Origin of the sequence: Janthinobacterium sp. B9-8, assembly GCF_000969645.2 — a bacterium.
GTDB lineage: Bacteria > Pseudomonadota > Gammaproteobacteria > Burkholderiales > Chitinibacteraceae > Iodobacter.
Genome location: NZ_CP014222.1, coordinates 3528671 through 3547947, shown reverse-complemented (window position 1 = coordinate 3547947; position 19277 = coordinate 3528671). Strand labels below are relative to the sequence as shown.

Here is a 19277-nt window from a genome sequence, read left to right as displayed (position 1 = left end):
GTGCAGAGGGCAAAGATTGCCCTCTGCCTTGCTGGCCGCAGTTTTTATCGAACAATCTTGAGTGGTTCGTTCGAGGTCATTGAATCGACGATTTTTTCTACCGAAGCCGGTGCGCCTCCCCAGCAGAATTCTTTAGCCAATTTGAATTGATAGCCATTGCGCTTATCTTTAAAGATAAGCTCCCATGGGCGGTTGAGGTCTTGCCATTGATCGCCGCTTAAGTAGGCATAGCTGCGATACTGTTTGGTTTTGCAATCAATGCCCTCAAAACTGACATTTCTTACCTTGCTGCCCTTGCTGGTCACGGCTACAGCGTAGCGAATAATTTCATCTTCCCCCACCATAATGCCATCCAGCGCAACTTCAAATTTATTCATTCTGGAATCGTAATTGGCGGTGAATTCTTGCCATTTCTGGAGTTTTGTAGGGTCAGGTTTGCTAAACGCCTTTTCTTCCGGCTTGGGAGGTGGTGTGTCTTTGAGCAGGCGGGAGATCGTCGTGCCATCGCTCTCTATTCCTGCTGGGCGACTTGTATTGTATTCAGCGGCGTTGGCCAAGAGAGGGATGGCAAGCAGGGCCAAGAGCAAAAAGCGTTGCATGTTTATCCTTAAAAATGATTCAAATTAATGCCGGATTCTGTGAATAGGAATACTACGCGTGGGACGAATACTAAACCATGTGGCCTGCAAGGTAATATGTTGGATACCGTAACGCTCGCCTAGCATATGGTTGATGTGTTGCAGCTGCAAGGGCCAGGTTTCCGGTTTTTCGATCACAATATGCGCCGATAGCGCCACTTTGCCGCCCGATATATTCCAGATATGCAAATCATTGACTTCTACCACGCCTTTTTCGGATGCCAAAGCTGCACCGATTTCTTCCAGATTTAAATGTTGCGGCACGCCTTCCATAAGGACATGCGTGGCTTGGCGTAGCAGGTTCCACGTTGAGCGCAAAATCAGCATCGAAACCACAACCGATAAAATCGGATCAATCGCTTGCCAGCCGGTAAAGTAAATCACAGCGCCTGCGGTAATCGCGGCCACGGATCCCAGCAAATCGCCCAGCACATGAATCATCGCCGCACGGCTATTTAGATTGTCGTGATCATGCGACAGCTGCCAAGCCGAAATGATATTCACCAGCAGGCCAATCACGGCAATAATCATGACGCCCATGCCGTTTACGGGATGAGGATCGAGCAAGCGGCTAACGGCTTCCACCACGATCCATACCACTAAGGCAATCATCGCCAGGCTATTGATGAGTGCTCCGATAACCTCGGCCCGCGCGTAGCCGTAGGAGTTGGCGGCATTGGCGGGGCGCTGGCCGATGAGATTGGCGATCAGGGCCAGCAGTAGCGCGGCGGCATCGGTAAACATATGGCCTGCATCTGAAATCAGTGCCAGCGAGCCGGTCATTACGCCACCAATCAGTTCAACAAGGCCGAAGCCACCCGTGATAATCAGCGCCACCAACAGCCTTTTTTGCGAGCTAGGCTTGCCGTGATTATGGTGATGATGGGCATGATCAAAGGTGTGATCGTGGTGTTCGTTATGCCCGCCGGGCTGATCGTGCGGGTGCTCGTGTTGATGCGGCATTTATTTTTCCTGATAAATAGATGACTTGATCGCTTGTGAGCATGCCAGATGCTTGATGTAATTCGGCAACTCTCTACACGATAGATAAACCTAGCTCTGTACTGGTTTTGCTTTGCTAGGCGGGCCAATACGTTCCTGACGGATTGTGACTTGAAAACCATGATTACTGGCAAGGGTAACGTGGGCACGGTGCAGCTCGGCAATGCGATGCACAATCGATAATCCTAGCCCTGCACCGGTTTGGCTTTGGCCGGGCGGTCGATAAAAGCGCTCACCTAGGCGGGCCAATACCTCGGGCGCAACGCCGGGGCCATTATCGCTAATGCATATGGAGTTTTGATTGATCTGGATCGTGATGGCCGTGTTTTCTCCGGCGTAGCGCTTGGCATTATCGAGCAAATTGCGCAGTAGCAGCGCCAGTAATCCCGCGTGCCCATACCAAGTGCCGGTATTTTCTGTATGTAAGTATTCCGGGGCTAGCCCTGCATCTTGTAATGCGTACTCGGCTAGTTGCACGATATCTACTTTTTGATCTGTTTGAATGGCAGCAAAATCTAAGCGGGCGAGTTCAAGCAATTGTCCGACCAGATGGGTGCTGCGATCCACGCCCAGCAGAGCTTGTTTTAACGCTTTTTCACGCGCTTCGGGGCGCGGGCTGCCTTGGGCCAGCTCGATTTGTACGCGTAATCCGGCCAGAGGCGTGCGTAGCTCGTGGGCCGCATCGGCAGTAAATCGCCGCTCTTTTTCTAAGGTGGCGCTCACTTGGGCAAAGAGTGTATTGAGCCGGTTGCGTAGCGGTGCAATTTCACGCGGCACGGCGAGGGTGAGTGCTTCCAGATTATCGGGGGCACGGCGGGCAAGTTCGGCATCGACGGCACGCAGTGGCAGTAATCCTTGCCGAATAGCCAAGAGCAGCAGCGGCAATAGAATGGCCAAGGCAATCATGGCGGTGATCCCTAGATATTCAATGATTTCATCAATCAACTGCTCGCGCTTTTGGTGTGGCTCGCCCACGATAAGTTGTCGCTCATCATTTTGGCGAACGGCGATTTCCCAGCGGTGATCATCCATTGTGATGGTGCGGGTTTTTTTCTCGTATTCGGTTTGAAACGGCAAAACATACTCACTGCTGGAGAGCAAAAGCTTGCCTTCACTGCTGTAGAGGCTAAAAACTACACGGGGTAAGTGATCGGGTTTGCCACTGATTAAGATTTTTAAATCGTCGCTGTCGTCCAGGCTTTGCCAAAGCAGCTCGGTATAAACATAAAGCTGTTTATCCAGCAGCTCGTTGACTTCATCGTGGGTTTCATAGAGCAAAACGGCGCTGAATGCGGCCCAGGTGAGTGAGGTGAGTAGCAGCACCAGTAGGGTAAGCCGTGTGGCAAGCGAGGCGCTTTTCAGCCAATTTTTCATGTTTCTAATCGCCAGCCCAGATTCCGAGCATTGCGTATGACTACTTTATTTAGCTTTTTGCGTAAATGCGAGAGATGTACATCGAGGGTGTTGCTTTCAATATCCTGCTGCCAGCCATAGAGCTTTTCTTCAAACTGGGGGCGTGATAAATAATGCGGATGATTCGCCATTAAAAGATGCAATAGTCGGTATTCCATCGCCGTGAGATTGAGTATCTGGCCTGCTTGTTGCACCGATTGATGTGCCGGATCGAGCACCAGATCCTGCCAGCATAGCTCGCCATCATGTTTGCCCAGACCACGGCGTACTAAAGCCCGTACCCTTGCGCAAAGCTCACCTAAGGCAAAGGGCTTGATCAGATAATCATCTGCCCCCGCATCCAGCCCCTTGATGCGATCTTCAATACTGTCTCTGGCCGTGAGTAAGAGTACTGGCAAATGGCCGCGCTCGCGGCGTATCCACGCCAAAAGCTGCAAGCCATCCATACGCGGCAGGCCAATATCCAGCACTACACCATCAAAGCTATGCTCCGTCATCAAGGCTAGCCTGGCCGATTCGCCGTCTTTTAGCCAATCGACCACAAAGCCAGCATCGCTTAAACCCTCGGCAATGCCATCGCCTAAGAGGGCATCGTCTTCAACCAGTAGTAAGCGCATATTTATCCTTGATGGCCTTCCGCTGGCTTGAGCCAGAGGATTAATCGTCTAATTTAGATTTTACTAAGTCTAAGGTTTTTGGATCGAAATAAACGTCTACTTTTTGGCCTTCCTTATTCCAGCCTTCAATTTTGTAACAATTGCCAGATTCTTTAAACTCTTTCACCTTGTAGCCCATCGCTACAATTTTGGTATGAGCCACGCTGCCAGCTAGCCATTCCGATTTTGGGTGGGTGGCGCAGTAGTAGTTATCAGCCATACTGAAAGAAGAAGCAGCAAGCGTGGTGATGGCAAGTAAAGTAGCGATTTTCATAGTGTTTTCCTTGAGGAAGATGAATAAGTGATGCCATTTCACCACAGCACTATGAAGTGAAACTTAAGCGCGTCTTAAATTGAGCCCTGATGGTGATTTTTTCATTTAAGTATGATTTTAAAGGTTGAAGTTGCCTTGTTCTTAGTCATGCAATAACGGCAGGGCTTGACGAGCTTGCTACAATAGATCTTTTTCGCTCGGAGACATCCATGTCCAGCCGCCCAGAGCACCAGCAAGCCGCCGATTTAAGTGGCCTCAATTGCCCGCTGCCTATCCTGCGCACTAAAAAGGCGCTTGCCACGATGCAAAGTGGTGAAGTGCTGCATGTGATCTGTACCGATCCGGCGACGCCAACCGATTTCACCGCCTTTTGCCGCCAAACAGGGCACGAGCTTATCGAGACCTGGCCGCAAGACGATAAATTTTTGTTTTTGATTCGTAAACGCTAAGAGTCAGGCCAAATATGTTTACCTGCTGATGTTGCGTAGCTTTTGGAAATCGCGAACTAAAAACCTTTGATGAAGAGGAGAGAGTGCTAAACCTTAAACCGCAGAGAAGGCAGAGAGCACAGAGTTTCACCGAGAAAAACAACGGTTAGATGATTTTCTCTGTGGCACTCTGTGTCCTCGTTTTACTCTGTGGTTTAAGGTTTTTTTCTGCGAAACATCAGTTACTCATTCACAAATACTGAGAATCAAAATATGAGCAAATCAATCACCATTATCCGCCCCGACGACTGGCATCTGCATTTACGCGATGGCGATTTAATGGCTGCCGTCTTGCCGCATACCGCTAAGGAGTTCGCACGGGCAATTGTTATGCCTAATCTGAAGCCGCCAGTGACCACCGTAGATGCGGCATTTGCCTATCGCCAGCGGATTTTGGAAGCCCTGCCTGCAGGCGTGCAGTTTGATCCGATGATGGTGCTGTATTTAACCGATCACTTAATCCCTGAAGAAGTGGTGAAAGCTAAGCAAAGTGGTTTTGTAAAAGCAGTGAAGCTTTATCCTGCTGGAGCGACGACTAATTCGGATTCCGGCGTGACTAACTTCGATAAAGTCATGCCTGCCTTAGAAAAAATGGCCGAGCTGGGCCTGCCATTTTTGGTGCACGGTGAAGTGACCGATCCGCAGGTGGACGTGTTTGATCGTGAAGCGGCGTTTATCGATAGCGTGCTGATGGTATTGCAGCAGCGGCTGCCTAAATTAAAAATTGTGTTTGAACATATCACCACCAGGCAGGCGGCTGAATATGTCTTAAAGGCTGGGCCAAATATTGCAGCTACGGTTACACCACAGCATTTATTGATGAATCGAAATGCCTTGTTTACTGGCGGAATTCGTCCGCATCATTATTGCCTGCCGGTACTGAAGCGTGAAGAGCATCGTCGTGCGCTTCTGGCGGCGGTGACATCTGGTAGCAAAAAATTCTTCCTAGGCACGGATAGTGCACCTCACGCTAAGCACACCAAGGAGGCGGCCTGTGGCTGCGCGGGTATTTATTCTGCCCATGCTGCGCTGGCTTTATATGCCGAAGCGTTTGAGTCGGTCGGAGCGCTTGATTTACTCGAAGCCTTTGCCTCTAAAAATGGCCCGGCTTTTTATGGCCTGCCAGAAAACACGGATACAGTCACTTTGCTTAAAGAAAGCTGGCAAGTGCCAGCCAGCTATCCATTTGGTGAGCACAATGTTGTGCCTTTACGCGCCGGGGAAGAAATCCATTGGAAGCTGGTTTGAAAACGATTTTAGTTAGCCGTGCCGTGTCAAAACCCGGCTGGTGGATGTTTGGCGTGGCGATGATTGCCGTCGCTTGGTGGGGCCAGCCCTTGATCGATTCGGTGCACTTTGAAAATCATTTCTTTGGCGTGTTCTGGTATTCCATGGTTGTCTTGGGCTTGATGTTCTGGGCGCTGCCGGGCGAGCAATATACCGACGGCACTATTCTGGAGCGTCGTACCATGTTGCTGGGGCTTGTGCCGGTATGGAGGAAAAGCGAGCCCGTGAGTGGTTTTGAGCGGGTAGAGCTCACGCAAGAGCCTAATGTTTTTGGCAAGGATAGCGTGTGGCTTAGCCTGATTAATCGCGAAGATGGCGAAACCACTCGTCGCTTTGTGTTCGCATATTTCCCTGCCAGCCAACGGGGAATCGCTAAAGCACAGCAAATGGCCGGTGATTTATCACAAATAAGCGGTTTGCCATTTGCACAAGCAGCCCCAGAGGTGTGATAATCCGCCGCTGCGGAGCAGGCTAGACAGTCGCTGCCATACTTTTAGGGTATGGGGGAGGAAAGTCCGGGCTCCATAGGGCAGGATGCCGGTTAACGACCGGGCGTTGCAAGGCGACGGAAAGTGCAACAGAGAGCTGAACCGCCGATGGCCCAAGTTAAAAGCCTTTATTGATACAAGGCCGGATTGGGATCAGGTAAGGGTGAAAAGGTGTTCCCGTCAGGGATGCAGGCCGCAAGGTTTGTCGGTAAGAGCGCACCGCGGACGTGGTAACACGGACGGCAGGGTAAACCCCATCCGGAGCAAGACCAAGCAGTAGACGTTGAGGTGGCCCGCCGAGTCTACGGGTAGGTTGCACGAGCCCAGTAGCAATGCTGGGCCTAGAGGAATGACTGTCACCTTGGGGTAACTCAAGGCTACAAAACCCGGCTTATCGGCCGGCTCCGCAACCCCAATAAGTAAAAAAGCCGATCTACGTATAGATCGGCTTTTTTGCGCTTATGGGATTCGTTTTACTGAGTAAAAAACGCTGCAAAGCGCTTGTCGATTTCTTCTGGGGAAACATCTTCAATATGTGTAGCAAGGCTCCAGATATGGCCAAACGGGTCTTTTAATGTGCCCATTCTATCGCCATAAAACTGATCGCTGACTGCGCGTAGCTCAACAGCACCGTGTTTAATGGCTTGCTCAAAAGCAGCGTCTACATTTGCTATATACAGCATGATGCTCACTGGTGAATTACCCAAAGTGGCTGCGCTTATATAGCCCATTTCTGGATGCTCGTCGGCCAGCATAATGGATGAATCGCCAATTTTAACTTCGGCGTGAGCGATTTTGCCGCTTGGGTCGGCTAAGCGCATCACTTCTATGGCATTAAAGGCGCTTTTATAAAACGCAATGGCGCTAACTGCATCGTTGACTATTAAGTAAGGCGTTGCTGTGTGATAGCCGTCTGGTATAGCTTTCATTGCTGCATCCTTGTTCAAAAGTAACTCAACATAGCGCGCTCGGGATTAAGCCGCGCCTTTATTAGCCTGCCGGACATTTTCTAGCGGACATCGCTTAAATCCGACAGGCTGCACGACCCGCTTTAATTAAGCAGACTGTGATCTTCACTACCAATAAAGCGGTAAATCACGGCACCTAAGATGGCTCCGGCAATTGGGGCCAGCCAAAATAGCCAGAGTTGGCCGATAGCAAAGTCACCCGCAAATAGCGCAACTGCGGTACTACGTGCCGGATTGACCGAGGTGTTGGTCACAGGAATACTGATCAGGTGAATCAGTGTGAGTCCCAGACCAATGGCGATCGGTGCAAAGCCCTGTGGAGCACGTTTGTCTGTAGCGCCCAAGATGATGATCAGAAACATCATGGTCATCACCACTTCCGTGATCAGCGCGGCAGCCATTGAAAACTTGCCCGGTGAGTAGTCACCGTAGCCATTTGAAGCAAAGCCACCTAGGGTCGTAAAGTCTGCTTTGCCGGTCACAATAAAATACAGCACGGTTGCTGCCACAATCCCGCCTAAAACTTGGGCAACGATATAAGGGATAAGTTGATTGGCGGGGAAGCGCTTGGCCGCCCAGAGGCCGATAGAAACGGCGGGGTTAAGGTGGCAGCCAGAAATATGGCCTATCGCGTAGGCCATGGTTAGTACGGTAAGACCAAAAGCTAAAGAAACACCTACAAAGCCAATCCCCAGGGCGGGGAAGGCGGCTGCTAATACGGCACTGCCGCAACCACCGAGCACTAACCAAAATGTGCCTATAAACTCTGCTGCATATTTATTCATTATTATGCTTCCTTTCGATAAACTTTCATCTTTAAAAGTGGCGCATGGTACAGGCTGCAATATGGCTTGGTACAGTGTGTAAGGTCACTCTGGTTGCTTCGCAGCTGCAAGCCGCTCCTCTCCTTAATGTGCCGGATTAATCAGCGAATTTAAAACATGATCTTGCCATTGCCCTGCAATTTTTAAGTAAGAACGAGCATAACCTTCTTTTTCAAACCCTAGGCTTTGTAAGAGTCTGGCACTGCGTAGATTCTGCGGCAGATGGTTTGCCATAATCCGGTGTAAATCCCGGGTGCTGAACAGATGATGAATCGTTGCATCAAGTGCCTCTTTCATCAGCCCCCGGCCTTCTGCCGCTGCTGCTAAAGAATACCCAAGATGACAAGCCATAAATGGCCCTTGCACGATATTACTGAAACTACATTGCCCCAGCATTTCAGTACTGTGCTGATCGAGCAAAGCCCAGTGAATGGCTGTGCCTTGCTGATATTGTAGCCGAGCATTTTCTAGCCTGAGCTGCCATGCAAAAGGAGTGAAAAAGTCTTCATCCCTTTGTGGGTCCCAAGGAGCAAGGTGGTGGCGGTTTTCTTGCTGGAATTTTGCCCAAACCACGGCTTGTGCAGGCTCGGCCAGCACAAGCTTTAAGCGCTCTGTGTTGATGTGTAATGCTTCTGGCGTTTTTCGGCCAAAAATCATAGTGCGTCTTGCGGGTTGTTAGCGTGAAGTTTGGTTTCTAATTCGTTGATGCGGGCTTCCAGCTCATGCAGTTTTTCACGGGTGCGGGCGAGCACTTCTTGCTGGATTTCGAATTCTTCGCGGGTGACTAAATCCATTTTGGTAAAAGCCGATGCCATCATGGCGCGGGCGTTTTTTTCCATATCTTTGGCTGGGCTGGCTGCAATCGCTTCGGTGATTTTGCTGGCGATTTCATCAAAAAATTTATCTTTAAGCATCTTGAATATCCTTTGTATTGTTGCGGCACTGTTTGTGGGGTGGTTTGTTTTTATCGCGTTTCAGGGCTAAAGCAACAGCTCTCAATGTTGTGCTTTTTGTGCCGGCACCGCAACGGTGTTGGTTTGGCATTTAAGTTTAGCAGAAGCTTGCCATTTTTAGATTGCACCACTCTGGTGCAAATTTAAGTTGCAGTGCACCATGGAACGTCTATTGTTGGTGCATCACCTGCCCACATGATTTTTAAGCCCATGAAAACAGAGCTTTTTCTTGCTTGGCATGCTTTGTGCTGATCTCTGATCGTACCCCACCTTTTAAAAGGAGCACCCCATGAAATTCGTGTCTGCGATTATTAAGCCGTTCAAGCTCGATGAAGTTCGCGAAGCTTTGTCGGAAATTGGCGTTCAGGGCTTAACCGTGACTGAAGTGAAGGGCTTTGGTCGTCAAAAAGGGCATACCGAGCTTTATCGTGGTGCTGAATATGTGGTGGATTTTCTGCCTAAGGTAAAAGTAGAAGTCGCCATTGGGGATGATCAGTTGGAACAAACACTGGAAGTCATCGAAAAAGCGGCCAATACCGGCAAAATTGGCGATGGCAAAATTTTTGTATTTGATCTGCAACATGTGGTGCGGATCCGTACCGGTGAAACTGGTCAAGATGCCATCTAATTAAAAAATCGCAGGAGAGAGACGATGAACAAATTGTTTGCAGCACTCGCCCTCGGCGGATTAGCGGCACAGGGGTTTGCGGTTGAAGTGGCCGCGTCCGCCCCCGTCGCCATCGTGGATACCATTAATAAGGGGGATAACGCGTGGATGTTTATCTCCACCGCCTTGGTGATTTTGATGTCTATCCCCGGCCTTGCTCTGTTTTACGGTGGCTTGGTTCGCTCTAAAAACATGCTGTCGGTGCTAATGCAGGTGTTTTCTGTATTTGCGATGATTTCAGTGCTGTGGGTGGTGTACGGTTATTCGCTGGCGTTTACTGAAGGCAATGCTTTCTTTGGCTCTTTTAGTAAAGTGATGCTTCAAGGTGTGACTCCGGATTCAATTGCTGCAACCTTTACCAAAGGCGTGGGCATCTCTGAGCTGATTTATGTCGTCTTTCAAGGTGCATTTGCGGCGATCACCTGCGGCTTGATTGTGGGGGCATTTGCCGAGCGGGTTAAGTTTGCTGCGGTGATGGCTTTCTGCGTGCTTTGGTTTACTTTCTCCTACCTGCCGATGGCACATATGGTTTGGTACTGGACAGGCCCGGATGCTTACCTCACACAGGCTGCTGCTGATGCCGCCACTGCCACTGCCGGTTTCTTATTCCAAAAAGGCGCACTTGATTTTGCAGGCGGTACGGTGGTGCATATCAACGCGGCGGTAGCGGGTTTGGTGGGCGCGTTTATGGTGGGCAAGCGGATTGGTTTTGGTCGTGAAGCCATGACGCCACATAGCTTGCCTATGACCATGATTGGCGCATCGTTATTGTGGTTTGGCTGGTTTGGTTTTAATGCCGGATCTGCGCTTGAAGCCAATGGCATTGCGGCGCTGGCATTTATTAATACCTGGCTGGCGACTGCAGCAGCAACCATGTCTTGGCTGCTGGCAGAGTGGATGCTTAAAGGCAAGCCTTCATTGCTAGGCGCGGCATCTGGAGCGGTAGCAGGCTTGGTAGCCATTACGCCTGCTTGCGGCTTTGTGGGTGTAGGCGGCGCTTTGGTGATTGGTTTGCTGGCTGGGATGATTTGCCTGTGGGGCGTGCATGGTCTGAAGCGCTTACTAGGCGCGGATGATGCGCTGGATGTGTTTGGTGTGCATGGCGTGGGCGGTATTCTGGGGGCGATCTTAACCGGTATTTTTGCTTCACCAGATTTGGGCGGCACAGGCATCTGGGATTATGTGGGCAATAAAGTGGCCGCAGATTATTCGATTCTTGCACAAGTAAAAATTCAAGCTATCGGCGTAGGTACAACTTTGCTATGGTCGGCTGTGGTTTCAATTATTGCCTTTAAGCTGGTTGATCTGTTGATTGGCCTGCGTGTACCGGAAGAAGAAGAGCGCGAAGGCTTGGATGTGACGAGCCACGGTGAAAAGGCATATAATATATAACTAATATAGATAAAACTCTAAGGCCTCCGTGGCCTTAGAGCATGAGCAGTTCGCTGCAAGCAAATTAGACAGGTGTCCTCCAATTCTCTCTCTAAAAGGTATCGGTTTACTGCTTGTCTGATGGATGTGTAGCGTATTGTGGAGCCCGCCAGGCAACTGGCGGGCTTTTCTTTTTGGGATGAGCAGACTTTCTCATTTGTGTTTTAAAGTTTGGGTTTGCCAGCGCTCGTGTCACGAATCGCAGCAATTCTGGCTTGTCTGATCCTCTCTGGGATTTGCGTTTTATCTTCACAGCTTTGGGCAATCTCGCCGCTGTTTACGGTATTGGCTGCGGCCAGCAGTTGTAATAAATAGGCAGCTTGCGGGTATTCGCAGTTTTCAAAAGTTGTGCGCCCGCGCGCGTCGGCGAGGCAGGCGTCGAGCATTTGCTTAAAGCGCTCGGGCTTTCTGAATGCATCACAGCGCTGAAAAACCTCCAGCACGGTGGCGGGGCGGAGTTGTTCTGCGGTGTGGACATGCGTGTGCTCACGGCACACCATGCGAGCCAAATCTCTGCAATCGCTGGGCACGCGCAATCTTTCACATAAAGCCTCAACGAGGGCCACACCGCGTGCTTCATGGCCGATATGCCTTGGCAAAATATCAGTAGGGGTGATGGCCTTGCCCAAATCATGGCAAAGCGCAGCAAAGCGAGTGACAAGCGGCCAGTTTTGGCTGGCGGTGTAGTCCAGCACCATCATCACATGCACGCCGGTATCGATTTCCGGATGATAGTCGGCACGCTGCGGCACGCCCCACAGTGCGTCGATTTCTGGCGCAATGCGGGCCAGCGCTCCGCAGCGGCGGAGCATTTCAAACATCAGGGATGGCGTGTCTTCCATCAGCCCCTTGGCCAATTCCTGCCACACTCTTTCTGCCACCAGATGATCGACTTCACCGCTATTTACCATTTCCTGCATCAGGGCGAGCGTTTCTGGCGCCACATCAAACCCAAAGCGGGCAGCAAAGCGGGCGAGGCGCAAAATACGCACGGGGTCTTCGCTAAAAGCGGGGGACACATGACGTAATAGTTTGGCACGTAGATCGGCCTGGCCATTAAATGGATCTGTGATCTGGCCGGCGTCGTCTTCGGCGATTGCATTGATGGTAAGGTCGCGGCGGAGCAAGTCTTCTTCTAAGCTAACCTCTTCGCTTGCGAACACGGTAAAGCCTTTGTAACCGTGGCCGGATTTGCGTTCGGTGCGGGCAAGGGCATATTCCTGGTGCGTCTTGGGATGTAAAAATACCGGAAAGTCTTTGCCAACAGGCGTGTAGCCTAATGCTTGCATCGCCTCTGCCGTGCTGCCAACCACCACCCAATCGATATCTCTTACCGGCAGGCCTAGCAATTTATCCCTTACAGCACCGCCAACGCGATAAACCTTCATTGATCTTTCCTTAGATTTTTTAGTCACTTTATCTGTTAATTATATTGCCGCTACAATCAACTATATTTTATTGAACAGACGACAAGGATGCTGTATGAAAATCGCCAATAGTATTACCGATCTGATCGGCAATACGCCTTTAGTGAAGTTAAATCGTGTTGCACAAGCAAGCGGGGCAACGATTGTAGCAAAGCTGGAGTTCTTTAATCCTTCACACTCGGTGAAAGATCGCATTGCTGTGGCGATGATCGATGCTGCTGAGGCCGCTGGCCTGATCGGGCCGGACACGGTGATTGTGGAGCCAACTTCCGGTAATACCGGTATTGGCTTGGCGATGGTTTGCGCGGCGCGGGGCTATAAACTAGTGCTCACTATGCCAGAAAGTATGTCTAAAGAGCGCCGTGCATTATTACGCGGCTATGGCGCTACTTTGGTTCTGACGCCTGCCGCAGAAGGAATGGGCGGTGCGATTGCTACAGCAAAAGCCTTGGTGATTGAGCACAGCAATTACTTTTTGCCACAGCAGTTTGAAAACCCAGCCAACCCGGAAATTCACCGCCGCACAACCGCTGAAGAGCTATGGAATGATACCGATGGCCAGATCGATATTCTGGTGGCAGGTGTGGGTACAGGCGGAACAATCACGGGGGTCTCGGAAGTATTAAAAGCGCGCAAACCCTCATTTAAAGCAGTAGCGGTTGAGCCCGATGCTAGCCCTGTGCTGAGTGGCGGGCAGAAAGGAGCGCACCCTATTCAAGGGATTGGCGCAGGTTTTGTTCCCGATGTACTCAATACTAAAAGCTACGATGAAGTGATTCGGGTAAAAAATGAAGACGCTTTTGCAACGGCGCGTGCCCTTGCCACGCAAGAAGGCATTCTGGCAGGGATTTCCGCAGGAGCCGCAACCTGGGCCGCCATCGAGCTGGGCAAACGGCCTGAAAACGCAGGTAAACTGATTGCAGTGATTATTCCTTCCTTTGGCGAGCGTTATTTATCGACGCCTTTGTTTGAAGGTTTGTTGGATTAATGTTGAGTGGGCGTTCGGGTTAAGTAAATTCAAAAAGGCTATTTTTAGTGCCTTCGGCACTTTGATTTAGGTGCGGCATCCCCGCGAAGTATTTAATTTCTGAACGGCAAGAAATCATAGTACGCAAAGAGGCCGCCCCGACCAGCACGAAGGCCCCTCAGCTGCGGGCAATCGAGTCGGCGGCGTTCCTCGCTCCCAAGCGCTCCCCCGACCCGCTTGTTCCTTGTGTTGCGGCTTCAAGGGGAGATTTAAGCCCCGTGCCTCGAGCCGTGATATAAATCTAGGTTCCTGTGTTTTAAAATGCTCAAAAATGCACAGCAAATGGCTTTAAAAAATGGTTTCCTCCGTGAAACTCTGTGTTCTCTGTGCCCTCCGTGGTTCAAGACTTGGGTTTCCGTTGCATAATCATGATCTCGGTAAATTAAAACTATACGACCGGTCTATTCTTGTGAGAGACTGCGTCCATGGCAAAGAAAAAACACGAAGATACACGCGAACATTTATTGGCAGTGGGCGAATCCATCCTCAGGGGTAAGGGTTTTTCCGCCGTGGGGCTGGCCGAGATTTTAACGGCAGCAGAAGTGCCTAAAGGTTCGTTTTATCATTACTTCCCTTCAAAAGAGCACTTTGGTTGTGCACTTTTAGAGCGTTATTTTGTTAATTATCAGCTGCTTATGCAATCTTTAGAGACGCAATACGATTGCGGTAGCGAGCGGCTGATGCACTACTGGCGTACTTGGCTGATGTCCCAAGGCGCATGTAGCCAAGCGAATCAGTGCATGGTGGTCAAGCTTTCCGCAGAAGTGGCTGATTTATCTGAACCCATGCGGCAAGTTTTTAAGCAGGGAACTAATGATGTAATCGATCGTCTAGCTAAGTGGCTGGATGAACCACGCTGTGATGGGGCTTTGTCGCCAGATATGGATGCACAGTCCGTGGCCTTGATGCTGTATCAGATGTGGTTGGGGGCCAGCCTGCTGACCAAAATACGTCAGGATAGCAGTGCGCTAGATACCGCCATGCAAACCACTTGTTACCTTTTGGGTGTGAAAGATTTGTAGGGTGGGCACGCCTTTGTGCTTACGCGCAGGTTTATTGTTATTAATGGCCAAGGCGGAGAATAACTTTGCCAAGGCTTAAAAAAACGGCGGCTTGTACCGCCCAAAGCGAATTAGGGCTCAGCTTTTCCTGAGTACAATATTTGTAATAAACACTTCGGCAGCGTTGCCGATTTTTTTGATATGCATTCTAGACGACTGGTCTATTTATCGTTAACTTCAAAGGATTTCCCATGCAGCAATTCGAATTTTACAACCCCGTTCAAATCGTTTTTGGCGAAGGCCAGATTGCTAAGTTGGCCACTCTCGTACCTGAAAAAGCCCGTGTCCTCGTACTTTATGGCGGTGGCAGTATTAAAAAAAATGGCACTTACACCGAAGTGATGGAAGCTTTAAAAAACCATAGCGTTGCTGAGTTCTCTGGCATTGAAGCTAATCCAACTTATGAAACCATGATGAAAGCCGTGGCGCAGATTAAAGCAGAGAAAATTGATTTCCTGCTGGCTGTGGGCGGTGGTTCGGTGATTGATGGCACTAAGTTTGCCGCCGCTGCGGCCCTGTATGAAGGCGAGCCTTGGGATATTTTGACCTCACACGGCCAGCATATTAAAGCTGCCTTGCCGATGGGCGCGGTGCTGACTCTGCCCGCTACCGGCTCGGAAATGAATAATGGCTCGGTGATTACTCGCAGCGAAACCAAGACCAAGCTGCCCTTTATGAATCGCCATGTATTTCCTCAGTTTGCCATCCTTGATCCTACTAAAACCTATAGCTTGCCAGCGCGGCAAATTGGCAACGGCGCGGTGGATGCCTTTGTGCATGTGGTCGAGCAATATTTAACTTATCCAGCCAATGCGCCGGTGCAAGACCGCTTTGCCGAAAGCCTATTGCAAACCCTGATCGAAGTTGGCCCGCAAGCACTGGCAACTCCGCATGATTACACCGTGCGCTCTAATTTAATGTGGGCCGCCACGATGGCGCTCAATGGCTTGATCGGTGCCGGTGTGCCGCAAGATTGGGCGACGCATATGGTTGGGCATGAGCTGACTGCTTTATACAATATCGATCATGCGCAAACACTGGCGATTATCTTGCCATCCATGCTGAATGTACGCCGCGCCGCCAAGCGTGAAAAACTGCTGCAATACGCCGATCGTGTATGGGGCATTAAAGAAGGCTCAGATGACGCGCGTATTGATGCCGCGATTGCCAAAACCCGCGATTTCTTTGAAGCCATGGGTGTTAAAACCCGCATGCGTGATTATGGTCTGGAAGTCAGCGCCATTAATGCCGTGCTCGAGCAGCTAAAAGCTCACGGCATGGTGGCCTTGGGTGAAAACGGCGATGTCGATTTAGCGACTAGCAAGCTCGTTTTAGAAGGCAGCTACTGATATGAATACTGCGCTGATTTTGCATCATTACCTAGCCTCGCCCTATTCAGAAAAAGTGCGATGCTATCTGGGGTTTAAACAGCTGGCGTGGCAATCCCTCCTGATGCCGCCGGTACTGCCTAAACCCGATTTAATGGAGCTCACCGGTGGATACCGGCGTGCGCCTGTATTGCAAATTGGCGCAGATATTTATTGTGATTCGGCGTTGATTATTGCGGAGCTGGAACAGCGCTCCCTTCTGCCTGCTTTAGCCTCAGGGCCACAGGCGGCGCAAGCCAATTTGCTGGGCCGCTTATTTGATGTGGATATCTTTTGGCGTGCTGCACGTTATTTGATGGCAAGCCGTGTGGAGCATATTCCACAAGCCTTGCTCGATGATCGTATTGCCATGCACCCCCAATTGCCTTTACAAAAATCGCAATTGCTGGCCGATCAGGCGCAATTAACTATTCAGCTACGCGCCTTGATTGATCAGCTCGATCAAGCTTTAAGCGGTGCTCATTTTCTGGGCGGCATCAATCCCTGCGCGGGTGATTTTGCGGTGTTTCACACCCTGTGGTTTTTGCAGGGCGCACATGCCTTAGAGGCGCTGGCCCCAAACACCAAGGTTATATTGCCGTGGATGGCCAGAATAGCGGCATTTGGCCATGGCGAAATGAGCAGCATCACGGCGAGCGATGCGTTTGCTGTGGCAAAGCATGCCCAGCCTGTCGCTCTTGGTGAAATGCAAGATTTTCTATTTAAAGCAGGTCAGAAAGTGGCTATTCAGCCAGAAGGCTACCCTCAGGAACGCATCGCGGGCGAGCTGGTTTACTTGGATGAGCAAAAAATAGTGATTGCTCGTCAAAGCACCGCTTGTGGCCTGCTGCACGTTCATTTCCCACGTATGGATTACGAAATTCGCGCTGTTTAATTAATTTCATAGGAAGCAAAAGGTTTTTCCTTGTTTCCTATCGTTTTCCTCAGGTTTGAGGATCAAACACTCTGGAGCTTACTCATGACATCAACACTGAATCGCAGCATCGTTTTAGCCCGCCGTCCGCATGGCGCACCTACGCCTGCTGATTTTCGCTTAGAAGAGCACGCGCTCCCTGCAATTGGCAGTGGGGAAGTCTTACTGAGCGCCTTGTATCTATCGCTCGATCCCTATATGCGTGGCCGGATGAGCGATGCACCTTCTTATGCCGCACCGGTTGAAGTGGGTGCTGTAATGGTCGGCGGTACGGTTAGCCGCGTTGAAGCATCGCAAAATGGTGATTATGCCGTGGGCGATTTAGTTGTGAACTTTGGTGGCTGGCAGGATTACAGCATCTCGGATGGCACTGGCCTGCAAAAGCTGGGCGCTTTGGCGTCTCCATCACACGCACTCGGTGTATTGGGCATGCCGGGCTTTACCGCTTATATGGGCCTGCTGGAAATTGGTCAGCCTAAGGCGGGTGAAACCGTGGTGGTGGCTGCTGCCACTGGCGCGGTAGGTGCCATTGTCGGGCAAATTGCCAAAATCAAAGGCTGCCGCGTGGTTGGGATTGCCGGTGGTGCGGATAAATGCGCTTACGCCGTGAAAGAGCTGGGCTTTGATGCCTGTATCGATCACCGCGCCAGCGATTTTGCTGAGCAGCTGGCTGCGGCCTGCGCTAAAGGCATCGATGTGTACTACGAAAATGTAGGCGGCGCGGTATTTGATGCGGTTCTGCCTCTGCTCAATCCTGCAGCGCGTGTACCGCTTTGCGGCCTGATCTCGCAATACAACGCCACCAGCCTGCCCGATGGCCCTGATCGCTTATCCATGCTGATGGGTACGCTGCTGAGAAAACGCATTCGCATGCAAGGCTTTATTATCTGGGACGATTTCGGCCATCGCTACGGTGAATTCTTCGCCGCCATGAGCCAGTGGATTGCTGAGGGCAAAATCAAGTACCGCGAAGACGTAGTACAAGGTTTGGAAAACGCTCCACAAGCTTTTATTGGCCTGTTGGAAGGAAAGAACGCAGGGAAGTTAGTGGTGAAGGTCGCTGAGTAAGTTTGATTTTTGCTCCGGATTTTTCACTGTAATTTTATCGCCGCTCGATTGTCCGCAGATGAGGGGCCTTCGTGCTGGTCGGGGCGGCCTTCTTTGCTTACTTTCTTGGCCGTTCAAGAAAGTGAGTCCCCGCGGGGATCCCGCACCAAAATTAACGTGCCGAAGGCACTATAAAGTCAATTCAATAAAGGAAATCTTATGTCTGCAGATAAATTATTTACCCCCATCATCATTGGCAAAACCACGCTCGCTAATCGCATGATTATGGCGCCGCTGACTCGATCACGTGCTAGCCAGCCGGGCGATGTGCCGACTGAAATGAATGCCATCTATTACGCACAACGTGCCAGCGCCGGTTTAATTATTACCGAAGCCACACAAATTTCCCGTCAGGGCCAGGGCTATTCGCTCACCCCTGGCATGTATACCGATGCCCAAGAAGCGGGCTGGAAGCAGGTAGTGGATGCTGTGCACGCCAAGGGCGGCAAGATGTCTATGCAGCTTTGGCATGTGGGCCGGATTTCTAATCGCCATTTGCAGGAAAACGGCGCAGCGCCCGTGGCCCCTTCGGCTATTCAGGCGGTGAAATCAACCAGCTTTGTGATTCTGCCAGATGGCACACCGACCCGAGCGCCTTGCGATGCGCCGCGCGCTCTAGAAACCGCAGAGCTGCCGGGCATTGTGGCCGATTATGTAGCCGCGGCAGAGCGTGCGATGCGGGCAGGGTTTGATTTTGTAGAAATCCACTCGGCCAATGGCTATTTGCTACAGCAATTCTTAGCTACGGGCAGCAATAAGCGCACCGATCAATACGGCGGCAATATGGAAAACCGCGCTCGTCTTTTGCTGGAAGTGATTAATGCTGTGGTCGCAAAAGTCGGTGCAGATAAAGTAGGGGTACGCTTATCGCCTAACTTTGTAGCTCACGATATTGTGGATGACGAATCAGAAGCGATGACAATGTATCTGGCTGAGGAATTTAACCGCGCTGGCGTCGCTTACTTACATATCGCCGAGCCAGATTGGGCCGGCGGTCAGCCTTTAAGCGAAACCTTCCGCGCTGATTTACGCCAGCAATACCGGGGTGTGATTATCACTTGTGGTGGCTACGATGCACAAACAGCAGAAGCACGCTTAGCCACTGGCACCGCAGACGCAATCGCCTTTGGACGTCCGTTTATTGCCAACCCAGATTTGGTGGTGCGCTATCAGCAAGGCAGCGCATTGAATACGCCAGATCAGGCGACATTCTATGGTGGTGATGAAGTGGGTTATACCGATTACCCAGTGTTGGGGTAACGGTA

General features: G+C 50.8%; 21 protein-coding genes and 1 other RNA gene. 12 read left to right on the top strand and 10 right to left on the bottom strand.

The features are described from left to right. Window positions 1–44: 44 nt before the first annotated feature. The 5 genes from VN23_RS16035 to VN23_RS16015 form a co-directional block, all read right to left on the bottom strand. Window positions 45–599 carry a CNP1-like family protein gene (locus tag VN23_RS16035; RefSeq protein ID WP_052746662.1) on the bottom strand — a complete coding sequence of 185 codons (555 nt, stop codon included), beginning with the start codon at window positions 597–599 and terminating at the stop codon, window positions 45–47. Window positions 600–623: 24 nt separating this feature from the next. Beyond that, window positions 624–1601: a cation diffusion facilitator family transporter gene (locus VN23_RS16030; protein ID WP_046352557.1), complete on the bottom strand. Its 978-nt coding sequence runs from the start codon at window positions 1599–1601 to the stop codon at window positions 624–626. Between the two features lie 90 nt (window positions 1602–1691). Beyond that, window positions 1692–3014 (bottom strand): ATP-binding protein, encoded by a 1323-nt coding sequence (locus tag VN23_RS16025; RefSeq protein WP_052746663.1) that lies wholly within the window; start codon window positions 3012–3014, stop codon window positions 1692–1694. After that, complete coding sequence (locus VN23_RS16020; RefSeq protein ID WP_046352558.1) at window positions 3011–3670, bottom strand: response regulator; 660 nt, start codon at window positions 3668–3670, stop codon at window positions 3011–3013. Before VN23_RS16020 ends, VN23_RS16025 begins: the two co-directional genes overlap by 4 nt. 40 nt (window positions 3671–3710) lie before the next feature. Beyond that, window positions 3711–3983, bottom strand: a complete 273-nt coding sequence (locus VN23_RS16015; RefSeq protein WP_046352559.1) for a PepSY domain-containing protein — start codon at window positions 3981–3983, stop codon at window positions 3711–3713. 209 nt (window positions 3984–4192) lie between these two features. Between VN23_RS16015 and VN23_RS16010 the strand changes: the two genes are divergently transcribed. The 4 genes from VN23_RS16010 (at window position 4193) to rnpB (ending at window position 6656) form a co-directional block, all read left to right on the top strand. After that, window positions 4193–4432 (top strand): sulfurtransferase TusA family protein, encoded by a 240-nt coding sequence (locus tag VN23_RS16010; RefSeq protein WP_046352560.1) that lies wholly within the window; start codon window positions 4193–4195, stop codon window positions 4430–4432. A gap of 252 nt (window positions 4433–4684) precedes the next feature. Then, window positions 4685–5719 carry a dihydroorotase gene (gene pyrC / locus VN23_RS16005; RefSeq protein WP_046352561.1) on the top strand — a complete coding sequence of 345 codons (1035 nt, stop codon included), beginning with the start codon at window positions 4685–4687 and terminating at the stop codon, window positions 5717–5719. Beyond that, window positions 5716–6207 carry a hypothetical protein gene (locus VN23_RS16000; RefSeq protein WP_046352562.1) on the top strand — a complete coding sequence of 164 codons (492 nt, stop codon included), beginning with the start codon at window positions 5716–5718 and terminating at the stop codon, window positions 6205–6207. The genes pyrC and VN23_RS16000 overlap by 4 nt, the downstream gene beginning before the upstream one ends. 14 nt (window positions 6208–6221) lie before the next feature. Then, an RNA gene (gene rnpB / locus VN23_RS15995) (RNase P RNA component class A) lies at window positions 6222–6656 on the top strand. 63 nt (window positions 6657–6719) lie between these two features. Here the strand turns inward: rnpB and VN23_RS15990 are convergent. From VN23_RS15990 to VN23_RS15975, 4 genes are all read right to left on the bottom strand, one after another. After that, window positions 6720–7175: a VOC family protein gene (locus VN23_RS15990; RefSeq protein ID WP_046352563.1), complete on the bottom strand. Its 456-nt coding sequence runs from the start codon at window positions 7173–7175 to the stop codon at window positions 6720–6722. 122 nt (window positions 7176–7297) lie between these two features. After that, window positions 7298–7999, bottom strand: coding sequence for an aquaporin Z (gene aqpZ / locus VN23_RS15985; protein ID WP_046352564.1), 702 nt, complete (start codon window positions 7997–7999; stop codon window positions 7298–7300). Window positions 8000–8122: 123 nt separating this feature from the next. Continuing rightward, entirely contained in the window at window positions 8123–8695 is a 573-nt protein-coding gene (rimJ, locus tag VN23_RS15980) for a ribosomal protein S5-alanine N-acetyltransferase (RefSeq protein ID WP_046352565.1), read from the bottom strand. Then, window positions 8692–8952, bottom strand: coding sequence for an accessory factor UbiK family protein (locus VN23_RS15975; RefSeq protein WP_046352566.1), 261 nt, complete (start codon window positions 8950–8952; stop codon window positions 8692–8694). Before VN23_RS15975 ends, rimJ begins: the two co-directional genes overlap by 4 nt. A gap of 328 nt (window positions 8953–9280) precedes the next feature. On the opposite strand from VN23_RS15975, the gene glnK reads away from it, so the two are divergent. Further along, the gene (glnK, locus tag VN23_RS15970) at window positions 9281–9619 is read left to right on the top strand and encodes a P-II family nitrogen regulator (protein WP_046352567.1); all 339 of its coding nucleotides are present in this window, start codon (window positions 9281–9283) and stop codon (window positions 9617–9619) included. Between the two features lie 24 nt (window positions 9620–9643). Continuing rightward, a complete protein-coding gene (gene amt, locus VN23_RS15965; protein ID WP_046352568.1) occupies window positions 9644–11050 on the top strand; it encodes an ammonium transporter in 1407 nt (468 codons plus the stop codon). Between the two features lie 203 nt (window positions 11051–11253). On the opposite strand, the gene VN23_RS15960 is transcribed toward amt, so the two are convergent. Continuing rightward, entirely contained in the window at window positions 11254–12477 is a 1224-nt protein-coding gene (locus tag VN23_RS15960) for a multifunctional CCA addition/repair protein (RefSeq protein ID WP_046352569.1), read from the bottom strand. 94 nt (window positions 12478–12571) lie between these two features. On the opposite strand from VN23_RS15960, the gene cysK reads away from it, so the two are divergent. From cysK to VN23_RS15930, 6 genes are all read left to right on the top strand, one after another. Next, entirely contained in the window at window positions 12572–13504 is a 933-nt protein-coding gene (gene cysK, locus VN23_RS15955; RefSeq protein WP_046352570.1) for a cysteine synthase A, read from the top strand. A 464-nt stretch (window positions 13505–13968) separates the two neighbouring features. Further along, complete coding sequence (locus VN23_RS15950; RefSeq protein WP_046352571.1) at window positions 13969–14565, top strand: TetR/AcrR family transcriptional regulator; 597 nt, start codon at window positions 13969–13971, stop codon at window positions 14563–14565. A gap of 230 nt (window positions 14566–14795) precedes the next feature. Then, window positions 14796–15953 carry an iron-containing alcohol dehydrogenase gene (locus VN23_RS15945; protein WP_046352572.1) on the top strand — a complete coding sequence of 386 codons (1158 nt, stop codon included), beginning with the start codon at window positions 14796–14798 and terminating at the stop codon, window positions 15951–15953. 1 nt (window position 15954) lies between these two features. Next, window positions 15955–16866 (top strand): glutathione S-transferase, encoded by a 912-nt coding sequence (locus VN23_RS15940; protein ID WP_046352573.1) that lies wholly within the window; start codon window positions 15955–15957, stop codon window positions 16864–16866. Window positions 16867–16950: 84 nt separating this feature from the next. Further along, a complete protein-coding gene (locus VN23_RS15935; protein WP_046352574.1) occupies window positions 16951–17973 on the top strand; it encodes an NADP-dependent oxidoreductase in 1023 nt (340 codons plus the stop codon). Window positions 17974–18171: 198 nt separating this feature from the next. Then, window positions 18172–19272 carry an alkene reductase gene (locus tag VN23_RS15930; RefSeq protein WP_046352575.1) on the top strand — a complete coding sequence of 367 codons (1101 nt, stop codon included), beginning with the start codon at window positions 18172–18174 and terminating at the stop codon, window positions 19270–19272. Window positions 19273–19277 lie beyond the last annotated feature (5 nt).